Genomic DNA, 12,118 nt, shown 5'->3' with positions numbered 1-12,118 from the left:
CGAGCCGCAGGATGCTTCCTGCGGCTCGCGTGGGGTACTGCTGATGAGTGAGTGTTAGCGCTTCTTCTTGCCGTGCAGCAGGTCGTCGGTTTGCGACGACGAGTCGGCCTTGCTGCGCTTGTCCGCGCGTTTCTCCTTGAGTGACTTTCCGGTCTTCTTGGTCATGGTCTGGCGCGGCGACTTGTCGGTCATGGCTCACCCTCGATTGGGGGCCTGAATGGTCCCGATTCTTCGGACTCTACGCTGTGGGTGTCGGCTTGTCTGGAGCCGCGGGCTCGATGACGAGATACGTTGATTGGCAACGGATGTCGCGATCCGATCTTCAAGATCGTCGGAGACAGCCCGCTGGGCGACGGAATCGGGGTAGGCTGGGGTCATCGAGTAGCTCGGTTCCGGGTTGACATGCTCGAAATTGAGGATTCTCATGACCACGTCCGAACTCGTCCGCACGCCCTATGACCGCCGCGTCCAGCTGGTGCAGGACACCATCACGAGCCGCTCCAAGCTCACGGACGACGCCGCGAAGGAACTGGCCGTGCACGTCCTGCACGCGCTGGACTCCATCCCCGAGCGGGTGCGCTAAGAAGACCATGTCGGTGACGGTAACGCTTTCCGGCGGAGGCACGAATCAGTTCATGCTCGCTGGTGACACGTACGCCGAACTCGACGACGGATCTCTCAACGTGAACCGCAGCGGCGAGCGAGATCCCTGGAATTACGCACGTGGTTCGTGGAGCAAGGTCCGCGGCGACGAGCGACTGCCTGCCAAGAGACCATTCTGGGGCTGATTCCCGGCACGGGATGGAATGCCTCGCCACACCATTCTGTGAGGACCTTGATTGACTGCCTTATCCTACGGCCGGGATTCATCCGGCATCGTTGTGACGCAGGGGCGTTCGGCGCCCCTGCGCTTCGGCGTGCTCGCCTCGCACACCCCCACCATGTGCGGTGTGGCGAACTTCAGCGGAGCGCTCTGTGATGCGCTGCAGGCTACCGGCGCCACCGTCGAGGTCCTCCGCGTCGCCGACGGTCAGCACTCGGTAGCTTCGCGCGTCATCGCAGAACTGACCGGCGGGTCTACCGACTCCATCGCCGAGTGCGCCGCCCTGCTCAACCAGTGCGACGTCGCGATCATCCATCACGACGTCGGCGTCTACGGCGGCGACGAAGGTTCCGACCTCGTCGCCGTGATGCGCCTGCTGGAGGTGCCAACGATCGTGGTGGCCCACGCGGTTCCACGACACCCGTCGCACCAGCAGCGGACCGTCTTCGAAGAGGTCCTGCACCGTGCCGACCGCATCGTGGTCGTCTCGGATGCCGTCAGCGACCGGCTGCGTGCCCATTACGACGTGTGGCGCGGCAGGGTCAAGACCATCCCGCATGGCGTGACGCTGGCGCCGACGGTCTCGACGAAGCGTTCCGGCCGACCGACACTGCTGACGTGGGGATTACTGCGGCCCGGCAAGGGCATCGAGCGCGTCATCGACGCGATGGCCACGCTGCGCGAGGTGCGCGGCCAGCCGAAGTACGTCATCGCCGGCAAGACGCACCCCCGAACCCTTGCCACCGACGGCGAGTCCTACCGCACTGCGCTCTCCGATCAGGTGCAGCGTGCGGGTCTCGGCACGTCGGTGGGATTCGAACCGGACTACCGCGGCCCCGGCACGCTCGCTGCCCTCGTGCAGTCCTGCGCTGCCGTCGTGCTGCCATACGACGCGACCGACCAGGTGACATCCGGTGTGCTGGTGCAAGCCGTGGCGAGCGGCCGACCCGTGGTCGCGACGGCGTTCCCGCACGCGATCGACGTACTCGGCTCCGGCGCGGGCATCCTGGTGGCGCACGACGACACCGAAGGTCTCACCGCGGCCCTGCGCAGCGTCCTCACCGATCCACGGCTCTCCGGCGCGATGGCCGCTGAGGGGCGGCGGCTGGCGCCGTCGATGGCCTGGTCGGTCGTCGCCGAGGAGTACGCCATGTTGGCGACCAAGCTGGTCCGCGAGAAGCGCACGCACGCCTAGCTCGTCGTCGCCGCGTAGGTACTCAGTTCGTCGATGAAGCCCGCCGGGAACCGCAAGGTGCCCTTCCCGGTGCGGCTGAGGAAGCCGGTCGCCGCGCGTGCCGACAGAGGCTTGCCGGGGTGTGCGAGAAAGTTCTGCAACCGATCCCGCTTCGACCACACCGGCCACGGGCCCACGTCGGCCGCATGGACGATGCCGTCGCGATCCGCCCACGCCGCCTTGCGCGGCCACTTGGCTCCCCGCCACGGTGCGTCGTCGGTCGAGTCGTAGTCGCCGGGTGCGTCGAGCCGTCCGCCGATCCAGGCCGCGACGGGCACGCTGACCGAGTTGCCCACCATCCGCCACCGTTCGCCGGACCGGGCGACCTCCTCGGCCGGCGCGGTCCAGTCAGCCGGAAACCCCTGCAGCCGTTCGGCATCACGAATGTCCGGGGTGACGTACTGGCCGTCCGGCATTCGAATCGCGGGGGGAGAGGCGACGCCCACCGACGACCCGCACTTGATGGGTGGAACGGCGTCGACCGCCCAGCCAAACGACCGCATGCCCTCGGTCCAGTAGAAGCCGCACGCGACGTCGGGGTAGGTGTCGACGGGCGCGGGCTTCGCGTCGTCGTCGGCGAGCAGCACGTCGCGGGGATCGCCGTCCCGGCTGGCCACCAGGTACCAACGGTTGCGCCGCTGAGGCAGCCCGAACGCATTGGTGTCGACGACGCGGTAGGCCCACCGGTAGCCGAGGCCGGTGAGCGACTCGGTGACCAATCGCAGCGCCGCCCCTTGGTTCAGCGACATCAGGAACGGCACGTTCTCCAGCACCAGCCACGGAACGTCCGAGGTGTCCGCTAGCCGCAGCGCCTCACCGACGAGACTGCTTCGCGCACCGGTGATTCCGGACTTCCGGCCGACGCTGCTGAGGTCCTGGCACGGGAATCCCGCGACCAGCACGTCGGTCCCGGACGGCAGGGTCGCGACGTCGCGGACGTCGGCTTCGAGCTTGACGTCGGGGAATCGGCGGCGCAGCACGTGCATCGCCGGCGGAGAGTTCTCAACCATCAGCGTGGCGTGGTGGCCGCCCGCGGCCATGCCGAGTTCCAGGCCGCCGATGCCGGCGAACAGTCCCGCGACGGTGAGCGTCACCGAAGCCATTCCAGGGCAACGGCATACGAGAGACGCGACGGCACGGCGTTGCCGATCATCCGGGCCAACGCGGTGCGGTGCGTGACGCCGTCGAACGAGAACCAGTCGGGGATGTACTGCAGGCGCGCGGCCTCGTGGGCGGTGAGCGTGCGGCGCTGGCTTGGATGGACGTTGCGGCCCATGCACATGCTGTAGAAGCCGGTGGTGACGGTCTGCGCGGGCCGGTCCCACGCGAGGCGGCCATAGATGGACTTGTAGCTGTGCCCGCCGCCTGCATGGCAGGCGGGGCGCTGGCCGTCGGGCAGGTCGAACTGGCCGTGCTCGAAGAGGTAGTCGATGCGTTGCCGGGTGGCAGGTGCGGACCGGGCGGGTGCGTCGACGAGGGTGTCGCCCGACTGGGTCTCGAGGTCCTGGATCGCCCAGCCGACGGTGCGGGTGTTGCGGCGGTGCCGGTCGACTACCTCGGCCGGGGTGACGCGCCGCGTGAGGCTGGCCAGCATGACGAGGCGGCGGCGGGTCTGCGGCACACCAAGGTGGCTGAGGTCGACGATGCCCATGTCGACTTGATAGCCGAGGTGGTCGAGGGCGTCGGCGGTGCGCTGGACCACCGCGCGCCGGTCGTTCAGGGCTCCGGGTACGTTCTCGATCAGAATGTGCTGTGGTGCAAGCACTTCCGCCGCGCGCACCATGGTTTGGTACAGCTCGTTCTTGTCGTCGCTGTGGCGGGTGCGGTTGTTGAAGTCGCTGTGGCCCTGGCACGGCGGACCGCCGACGAGGACGTCGACGTCCGGGTACTGCTTGGACAGGCGCCGTTCGGCTGGTGTCAGCCGGGTGCAGGTACGGCCGGGCAGCAGGGCCGCGACGTCGTGGCAGAGCGCTGCGGCGGTGGGGAAGTTGGCGGCGTACGTGCGGGTCGCGATCGCGTCGAGGTCGACGGCGAGCAGCGGCTCGAAGGGCCGGTTGAGCGCGCGGGCGGCTTCGGCGAGGCCGATGGAGAGTCCGCCGCAGCCTGCGAAGAGGTCGACGACGCGGACAGAGTCGCGGGTCGAGGCCTGGGGTGGGGCGGTGGTGCTGCGGAGCCAGGCGCGCTCGGCGTCCTCGGCGGTCGCGGGCCCGTCCGGGATCGGCGCGGGGGCCAGCAGGCTGGTGGACGTGGTGCCGTCGCTGTGGGCGAGCACCCGCTCGAACGCGCCGTTGCGGGTGCGGAATCGCTCCAGCCCGGCGTCGGCGTGCGGCCGGCGTCGTTTCAGGGCTGGTTCGAGCATCCTCGGAATCGTATTCAGGTTGCGCGGACAGGTCCGGCGGCGCGCCGCTTCTAGGCTGGTGGCATGGCCGAGTCGTGGGCGTCGTCACCTGAGGCGCGGGCGCGGATGCAGTCGAACAAGAGCCGGGACACCAAGCCGGAGTTGGCGCTGCGCTCGGCGGTGCATGCGCTGGGGCTGCGCTACCGGGTGGATGCACGACCGTTGAAGGCGCTGCGGCGCAGAGCAGACCTGGTCTTCCCGCGGGCTAGGGTGGCGGTGTTCCTCGACGGTTGCTTCTGGCACGGCTGCCCGGTGCATCACACGGTGGCGGCGGCGAACGCGTCGTTCTGGGCGGAGAAGGTGTCGACGAACCGGGCGCGGGACTCCGACACCGACGCGAAGCTGGCCGAGGCCGGATGGGTCAGCGTGCGGGTGTGGGAGCACGAAGATCCCGTCGAGGCGGCCGAGCGGGTGCGGGCCGTGGTGCACGAACGGCGGGCGTCAACCGGCTGAGAACGGGCTCAGCGGGGGACCGATAGGGTGCCTTGCATGAGAGCAGTCGCAGCGACGTTGGCGGTCACGGCCGCGCTGTTCACCGCCGTGCCGGCCGCGGCCGAGGAGCCCGACGACTCATTCCTCGGCACGATCGACGTCATCGGCATCCCGATCACCGATCCGGCCGTGGCGATCTCCACGGCGCGCTCGGCATGCCAGGCCCTCGACGGGGGTGCGGAGGTGCCCGCGGCCGTCGACACCGTCGCCACTGACACCGGGATATCGCCCGACGACGCCGCCTACTTCGTCGGCGTCTCGATCGGGGCGTACTGCCCGCACCACGAGGGCCTGCTCGGCTGACCGGTGTTCGGCTGGGGGTCGTCATCAAGTGATGACGCCGCCTACTTCAGCCGCACCAACCGCGTCGTCGAACTCTCGTCCAACTCGACCACCTCGGTGCGCGAGCGCAGGAAGTCGCTGAACGACTTGAACCCCAGCGACTTCTCGCTGAATGACGGGTCCATGCGCTTCATCTGGGCCTTGACCGCGGAGTTGTGCAGCCAGTCGGCGTCGTCCTTCTCCAGGCCGATCTGCAAGGCGCGGGTGAGCAGCGCGGTGGCGGCCACCTGAGGGTCCGGCGGTTCCGGATCGTCATCGAGGGTCTGCGGCCGGGTGGCCCGGCGGCGCGGCGCGCGCTTCTTCGGCGCGGGTTCCGACTCTTCCTCCTCGGCCGCGGGGGCCTCCGGCGGCTCGAAGACCGGGACGCCGGGTAACGCGTCGTAGATGAGGAACTCGTCGCACGCGGCAGCGAGCGACCGGCTCGACGATCCGGCCACGCCGATCCCCACGACATACCGGCCGAGCCGCTTGCAGCGCTGAGCCAGGGCGATGTAGTCGGAGTCGCCGGCGACGATCACGACGTGGGTGAGGTCGGGCAGCCGGAACATGTCCTCGACGGCGTCGACGGCGAGCCGGATGTCGGCGCCGTTCTTGCCGTACGCGGCGGCGGGGAAGAGCTGGACGAGGTCGACGGCGCGGCCGACCAGCTGACCGCGGTACCCGGCGTTGACGTCGGCCGACCAGTCGGCGTAGGCGCGGGTCAGGACGAGCGTGCCGAATGACGAGGAGAAGTCGATGATGGCGCCGACGTCGACCGTGGCGCGCTGGAGCTTGTCCTCGTCCAGCCCCTTCTGCTTGTCGCGCTGGAACGAGCTGCGTCCGTTGACCTGGTCATACCGCGAGATCACGATGTTGTCGAAGTCGAGATAGACCGCGACGCGGGTGTGGGCAGGTTCCGTCATGGGTTCAGTGTGGTCGATGGGGCGCTGCCGAGCCACCAGCTGCCCCACCAGGAACATCTCCCGGGATTCGGGATGTGGTGATTGTCGATGAAAGCCTGATCTTGAGGCGGACGACGTGCCACAGTTCTGAGGGAACATCTATGCAGGGAGGCATGATGCCCACACCGACGATGCTGCATCGCATTGCCGCCGAACTCTTCGGCACCTTCTGGTTGGTCCTCGGTGGTTGCGGTAGCGCTGTATTCGCCGCGGCGTTCGTGTCCTCGGATGCGGTATCGCTCGGCATTGGCTTCCTCGGCGTCGCGCTCGCATTCGGGCTCACCGTGCTCACGGCGGTGTATGCATTCGGCACGGTGTCGGGTGGCCATTTCAACCCAGCGGTGACCCTCGGAGCGGCCATCGCAGGCCGCATCGAGTGGAAGGCATTGCTGCCTTACTGGATCGCCCAGGTCGTCGGCGGACTCCTAGGTGGTTTGACGATATTCGTCATCGCAAAGGGTCGGCCTGGCTTCGATCCCGTCGGAAACATGGCTGCCAACGGATTCGGAAGCCATTCTCCTGCTGAGTTTTCGCTATGGTCGGTCATCGTCGCCGAGGTCGTGTTGACCGCGGTCTTCTTGTGGGTGATCCTCGGTGCCACCGAGGACCGTGCCCCCAAGGGATTCGCGGGGTTGGCGATTGGACTGTGCCTCACATTGATTCACCTGGTGAGCATTCCGATTTCGAACACCTCGGTGAATCCCGCCCGTTCCACGGGCGTCGCGTTCTTCAATGCCGATGGTGCACCGGCTCAGTTGTGGGTGTTCTGGCTTGCTCCACTGGTCGGTGCGGCCATCGCGGGCGCGCTCTATCCGCTGATCTTCGGTCGGCGCGAGGCACTCGCCGAGCGGCCGGTACGCGAAGACGCACTCGACGCCGAGTAGTCGATTCAGCGCGATGACGATGCGCGGGACGGGCGGCCGATGACGCGTTCCATCAGCGTCACGATGTTCACGAGCCTCGACGGGGTCGTACAGGGACTCGGCCGCGCCGACGAGGACACCCGCGGCGGGTTCGGCCACGGGGGTTGGGGCCCGCAGTACAACGACGACGTCATGGCCCAGGAGATGGGCAAGGGCATGGCCGCAGCGGGTGATCTGCTGTTCGGGCGCAGGACGTGGCAGAACTTCCACGCCGCGTGGGGTCACTCCACCGACGGCAACCCGTTCACGGCGCTGATGAACGGCGCCACGAAGTACGTCGCGTCGAGGACGCTTCGGAGTGCCGACGAGTGGGAGAACTCGGTGTTGTTGCCGGGTGACGCTGCCTCGTCGGTGGCCGAGCTGAAGGCGCAACCCGGCAACGACCTGTCGATCAACGGCAGCGCGTCGCTGGTGCGAAGCCTGCACGCCGCCGGGCTGATCGACCACTACACGCTGCTGATCCATCCGCTGACGCTGGGCAGCGGTGCGCGCCTGTTCGAGGGCCCGGCGCCGCTGACCGAGTTCGACCTCACCGGCAGCGTGACGACGACCAAGGGCGTCATCATCGCGCACTACTCGCGACGGTAGGCGGCCTAGTCCGCGCCACACCCCCCCGCGAGCGTGCGCGAACTCGGGTCCGCGAGCGGCGTGTCGCCCGCAGACACGCACGCTCGCCGGGGACCCCCACCCCCGCATTTCGATCAGTGCGAATCAAATTCGAGGGGGGCGGGCGGGGGTGGCGCAATGCCGGGGTCGGGCCGGCAAAGCCCAGGTGACCCGGCCTGCGGACCGGCGCAATCAGCCGACCGCCCGGAGGCCCTCACCGCACGCAACTGGCAGGGCCTGACACCGCCGATACCGTTCCGCACCAGGTCAGTCACATACCGCCAGCCCCCAGGAGGTGACCATGGCCGCGACGAACGCCGACCGCGACGAGCCCACGCCCATCCGCCGACCCCGCGCGGACCAGGCGCGCCTCGTCGCCGACGTGCTGCGCCACCAGATCCACGCCGGCGGCTACGCCGACGGGCTGCCGCAGGAGCAGGAGCTGGCCGAGGAGTTCTTCGTCTCCCGCAACACCGTCCGCGAAGCACTCGCCACGTTGAAGGACGAGGGTCTGATCGACCGCGGCCCCCGCACCGGCACCCACGTCGCCATCCGCAAGTACGACCACGGTCTCGACGCGCTGGTTGGCCTCAAGGAGACGTTCAAGGGTTACGGCGAGATCCGCAACGAGGTGCGCGCCACCATGACCGTGTCCGCCCCGCCGAGTGTCGCCAACAAGCTCGCGCTCAACCCCGGCGAACCCGTCGTCTTCATCGAGCGCCTCCGCTACCTCGGCGACCTGCCGCTGAGCCTCGACATGACCTACCTGGCCCAGGACATCGGCGCCCAGGTCGTCGAGCATGACCTCGAGACCAACGACGTCTTCGCCCTCATCGAACACGTCACCGGCCAGCGCCTCGGCAACGCCACGCTCGTCGTCGAAGCCGTTCCCGCCGAACCACATTCGGCAGCCATCCTGCAGGTGCCCGACACCGCCAGCCTGCTGCTGCTCGAACGACTCACCCACCTCGACGACGGCCGGCCCGTCGACCTCGAGTACATCCGCATGCGCGGCGATCGAATCACGCTGCGCGGCAACCTAGTCAGAGGAGAATGACCGTGGCTCAAGTCAACCAGCGCGTCGACGTGCCCGTCACAATCGACGAGTCGCTGTGCATCGAGGGCTGCACCCTCTGCGTCGAGATCTGCCCCCTGGACTCCCTCGCCATCAACCCGGAGAACGGCAAGGCCTTCATGCACGTCGACGAGTGTTGGTACTGCGGACCCTGCGCAGCGCGCTGTCCCACCGGCGCCGTCACCGTCAACATGCCCTACCTCCTCCGATGAAGCCCCAGGACCACCCATGAAACGCACCGTCGCCGCCCTCCTGACCGCCGCCACCGTCACCTCACTGGCCGCCTGCTCCCTGGACTCGCAGACCCAGTCCGACGACACCGTGACCGTCGTCATCGGCTACCAGTCCAAGACCATCAACACCGTCACCGCCGGAACGCTGCTCAAGGCCAAGGGCTTCCTCGAGAAGCGCCTCGACGACCTCACTGCGTCCTCCGGTACCAAGTACGACGTCCAATGGCAGGACTACGACACCGGCGCTCCCATCACCGCCCAGATGGTCGCCGAGAAGATCGACATCGGCTCCATGGGCGACTACCCGCTGCTCATCAACGGCTCCAAGACCCAGGCCAACGAACGCGCCCGCACCGAACTCGTCTCCATCACCGGCTACAGCCCCACCGGCGCGCTCAACATGGTGGTCGTCCCACCCGATTCGCCGGCCCGCAGCATCACCGACCTCAAGGGCCAGAAGGTCTCCGCCAGTGTCGGTTCCGCAGGCCACGGCACCCTGGTCCGTGCGCTCGACAACGCCGGCATCGACCCCAAGACCGGCGTCGAGGTGCTCAACCAGCAACCGCAGGTCGGCGCGTCGGCACTCGAATCCGGCCAGGCGCAGGCACTCTCGCAGTTCGTCGCGTGGCCCGGGCTGCTCGTCTTCCAGGACAAGGCCAAGCTGCTCTACGACGGCGCCGAAGGCGACTACCCGACGTTCCACGGCGTCGTCGTCCGCCGCGACTACGCCGGCCAGCACCCCGAGGTGCTCGACGCCTTCCTGCAGGCTCAGCTCGACGCGACCGAGTTCCTCAACGACAACCCGCTGGAGTCGGCCAAGCTCGTCGCCGACGGCAGTGGGCTGCCGCAGGAAGTCGTCTACCTCTACAACGGTCCCGGCGGCACCAGCTTCGACACGACGCTGAAGCCGTCGCTCATCGAGGCGTTCAAAGGCGATGTCCCGTACCTGAAGTCGATCGGCGACTTCGCCGACCTCGACGTCGACGGCTTCGTCAACCCCGACCCGATCCAGAAGGCCTTCGCCGAGCGCGGCCAGGACTACACCGCCGCGCTGCAGAGCACCGCCAACCCGTCGGCGCTGCGCGGTCAGGACCCCGTCTGCAACGCCCCCGTCACCGACGCCACGCTCGCCGGCGAACTGTGGGTCGACGGCAGGGACACCACCCAGCCCTCGGCCAACCCCGACTGCCTGCTGCGCGCGATCCGGGAGGCCACCGCCGGCGGCGACACCATCCGCGCCGCCTACGTCCCCGACACCGAGTTCGGCACCCGCTGGTTCGCCGACAAGTCGATCTGGGTTCGCGACGGCCAGCGCCACCTGCCGTTCGACACCGCCGCGGGCGCCGGGCGCTACACCGCCGCGCACCCCGGCGCGACGATCGTCGACTTTCAGCAGGCCCTGGCTGGTGCGGTGTGACCGCCGCACCCGTCGTCCTGACCGCCGACGAACCGGCCGTCGCCAGCCCAGCGGCCCCGACGAGGAACGACCGCAGCCCGTCGTGGCCGTCCTGGCTGGTCCGCGTCGGCTCAGTCGCCGCAGCAATCGCACTGTGGCAGCTGTTGACCGCCAACGACGTCCGGCTGTGGTTGCGCTTCGACACCCTGCCCACCGTCGCCGAGATCGTGCACGCCTTCGGTAGTCGGCTCGGGACCCAGGACTACTGGCTCGACCTCGGCCAGTCGCTGATCCGCATCCTCACCGGCTTTGCCCTCGCTGCCATCGCGGGCGTCGTGACCGGCATCCTGCTCGGCCGCTCACCGAGGTTCGCCAACGTGTTCGGCCCGCTCACCGAACTCGCGCGACCCATCCCGGCGATCGCCATCGTGCCGGTCGCGATCCTGCTCTTCCCCTCCGATGAGGCAGGCATCGTCTTCATCACCTTCCTCGCCGCGTACTTCCCGATCATGGTCAGCACCCGGCACGCCGTGCGCGCGCTGCCCACGCTCTGGGAGGACTCCGTGCGCACCCTCGGCGGCAGCCGCTGGGACGTCATCGCGCGAGTCGTGTTGCCCGGCATCCTCCCCGGCGTCTTCGGCGGTCTCTCGGTCGGCATCGGTGTCGCGTGGATCTGCGTCATCTCGGCCGAGATGATCTCCGGACGCCTCGGCGTGGGCTACCGCACGTGGCAGGCCTACACCGTGCTCGCCTACCCGGAGGTGTTCGTCGGCATCATCACGATCGGCGTGCTCGGCTTCGGCACGTCGGCCGCCATCGAACTGGTCGGCCGCCGCGTCACGCGCTGGCTGCCCCGCGGGCAGGAGGCCCGACAGTGACGGGGATGAACCTGCGGCTACGCGACGTCGTACTCAGCTACGGCGGGGCGCCCGTCGTCGACCGCCTGAACCTCGACGTGCGGCCCGGCGAGATCCTCGTCCTCACCGGACCGTCGGGCTGCGGCAAGTCCACGGTGCTGCGTGCGCTCGCCGGTCTGCTGCCGCCCGATGGGGGAGAGGTGCTCGCCGACGGCGACCGCGTGACGGCCACGTCGCGCGACCGCGCAATGGTGTTCCAGGACAACGCCCTTCTGCCGTGGCGTACCGTGCGGTCCAACGTCGAGCTGGCGCTGAAGCTCGCCGGCCGACCGCGCCAGGGCCGCCGCGCCGAGGCGGCCAAGTGGATCGCCGACGTCGGCCTCACCGGCTTCGAGGACTACCTCCCCAAGAGCCTGTCCGGCGGCATGCGCCAACGCGTCCAACTCGCCCGCGGCCTCGCCGGCGCACCGCGTGCGGTGATGATGGACGAGCCGTTCGGAGCGCTGGACACCCAGACCCGCACCACGATGCAGCGCCTGCTCATCGACACCTGGCGTGCCCACCCCACCACCGTCGTCTTCGTCACCCATGACGTCGACGAGGCACTGTTGATCGGCGACCGCATCGCCGTCTTGGGCCGTGCAGGCCAACCGCTACGCGCGCTGCTCGACGTGCCCTCGCCCCGCACCGCCGACGTCGACCGGGCCGCACTGCGCGCCGACGTCATCGTGAATCTCTCGGAAGCCCTCGACCACTCATTTCCCGTCGCTTCGCTCGCCCCGACCCGGAGTTCGTAAT

15 protein-coding genes are annotated in these 12,118 nt (G+C 68.7%); 11 read left to right on the top strand and 4 right to left on the bottom strand.

The genetic code is table 11. The features are described from left to right. Nucleotides 1-54: 54 nt before the first annotated feature. Entirely contained in the window at nt 55-192 is a 138-nt protein-coding gene (locus LOK44_RS11325; protein ID WP_237570065.1) for a hypothetical protein, read from the bottom strand. 232 nt (nt 193-424) lie between these two features. On the opposite strand from LOK44_RS11325, the gene LOK44_RS11320 reads away from it, so the two are divergent. Both LOK44_RS11320 and LOK44_RS11315 read left to right on the top strand, forming a co-directional pair. Continuing rightward, entirely contained in the window at nt 425-583 is a 159-nt protein-coding gene (locus LOK44_RS11320) for a DUF6307 family protein (RefSeq protein WP_237570064.1), read from the top strand. A gap of 256 nt (nt 584-839) precedes the next feature. After that, the gene (locus LOK44_RS11315) at nt 840-2,018 is read left to right on the top strand and encodes a glycosyltransferase (RefSeq protein WP_237570063.1); all 1,179 of its coding nucleotides are present in this window, start codon (nt 840-842) and stop codon (nt 2,016-2,018) included. On the opposite strand, the gene LOK44_RS11310 is transcribed toward LOK44_RS11315, so the two are convergent. Both LOK44_RS11310 and LOK44_RS11305 read right to left on the bottom strand, forming a co-directional pair. Next, entirely contained in the window at nt 2,015-3,160 is a 1,146-nt protein-coding gene (locus tag LOK44_RS11310) for a DNA cytosine methyltransferase (RefSeq protein ID WP_372481224.1), read from the bottom strand. The two genes, LOK44_RS11315 and LOK44_RS11310, sit on opposite strands and share 4 nt — an antisense overlap. Further along, complete coding sequence (locus LOK44_RS11305) at nt 3,148-4,416, bottom strand: DNA cytosine methyltransferase (protein WP_237570062.1); 1,269 nt, start codon at nt 4,414-4,416, stop codon at nt 3,148-3,150. Before LOK44_RS11305 ends, LOK44_RS11310 begins: the two co-directional genes overlap by 13 nt. A 63-nt stretch (nt 4,417-4,479) precedes the next feature. On the opposite strand from LOK44_RS11305, the gene LOK44_RS11300 reads away from it, so the two are divergent. Together LOK44_RS11300 and LOK44_RS11295 are read left to right on the top strand one after the other, a co-directional pair. Continuing rightward, nucleotides 4,480-4,908 (top strand): very short patch repair endonuclease, encoded by a 429-nt coding sequence (locus LOK44_RS11300; RefSeq protein WP_237570061.1) that lies wholly within the window; start codon nt 4,480-4,482, stop codon nt 4,906-4,908. A 36-nt stretch (nt 4,909-4,944) separates the two neighbouring features. After that, nucleotides 4,945-5,250, top strand: a complete 306-nt coding sequence (locus LOK44_RS11295; RefSeq protein WP_237570060.1) for a DUF732 domain-containing protein — start codon at nt 4,945-4,947, stop codon at nt 5,248-5,250. A 41-nt stretch (nt 5,251-5,291) separates the two neighbouring features. Here the strand turns inward: LOK44_RS11295 and LOK44_RS11290 are convergent, their stop codons facing one another. Next, nucleotides 5,292-6,191, bottom strand: coding sequence for an NYN domain-containing protein (locus LOK44_RS11290; protein ID WP_237570059.1), 900 nt, complete (start codon nt 6,189-6,191; stop codon nt 5,292-5,294). 155 nt (nt 6,192-6,346) lie between these two features. Here LOK44_RS11290 and aqpZ point away from each other — a divergent pair, with 155 nt between their 5' ends. The 7 genes from aqpZ (at nt 6,347) to LOK44_RS11255 (ending at nt 12,117) form a co-directional block, all read left to right on the top strand. After that, nucleotides 6,347-7,114: an aquaporin Z gene (aqpZ, locus tag LOK44_RS11285; protein WP_237570058.1), complete on the top strand. Its 768-nt coding sequence runs from the start codon at nt 6,347-6,349 to the stop codon at nt 7,112-7,114. Between the two features lie 39 nt (nt 7,115-7,153). Continuing rightward, on the top strand, nt 7,154-7,741 hold the full coding sequence (locus LOK44_RS11280) for a dihydrofolate reductase family protein (protein ID WP_237570057.1): 588 nt from the start codon (nt 7,154-7,156) through the stop codon (nt 7,739-7,741). A gap of 319 nt (nt 7,742-8,060) precedes the next feature. Then, nucleotides 8,061-8,816: a GntR family transcriptional regulator gene (locus tag LOK44_RS11275; RefSeq protein WP_237570056.1), complete on the top strand. Its 756-nt coding sequence runs from the start codon at nt 8,061-8,063 to the stop codon at nt 8,814-8,816. Nucleotides 8,817-8,818: 2 nt separating this feature from the next. After that, complete coding sequence (locus tag LOK44_RS11270) at nt 8,819-9,046, top strand: 4Fe-4S dicluster domain-containing protein (RefSeq protein WP_163919079.1); 228 nt, start codon at nt 8,819-8,821, stop codon at nt 9,044-9,046. Between the two features lie 16 nt (nt 9,047-9,062). Continuing rightward, entirely contained in the window at nt 9,063-10,484 is a 1,422-nt protein-coding gene (locus LOK44_RS11265; protein WP_237570055.1) for an ABC transporter substrate-binding protein, read from the top strand. Between the two features lie 95 nt (nt 10,485-10,579). Further along, a complete protein-coding gene (locus LOK44_RS11260; RefSeq protein ID WP_237570588.1) occupies nt 10,580-11,341 on the top strand; it encodes an ABC transporter permease in 762 nt (253 codons plus the stop codon). 5 nt (nt 11,342-11,346) lie between these two features. Further along, nucleotides 11,347-12,117 (top strand): ABC transporter ATP-binding protein, encoded by a 771-nt coding sequence (locus LOK44_RS11255; protein ID WP_237570587.1) that lies wholly within the window; start codon nt 11,347-11,349, stop codon nt 12,115-12,117. Nucleotide 12,118 lies beyond the last annotated feature (1 nt).

It is taken from the genome of Mycolicibacterium lacusdiani (genome assembly GCF_021916785.1).
Taxonomy (GTDB): Bacteria; Actinomycetota; Actinomycetes; order Mycobacteriales; family Mycobacteriaceae; genus Mycobacterium; species Mycobacterium lacusdiani.
Note: the sequence above shows the minus strand (reverse complement) of the source record. Positions and strands in the feature narration are given on the sequence as shown.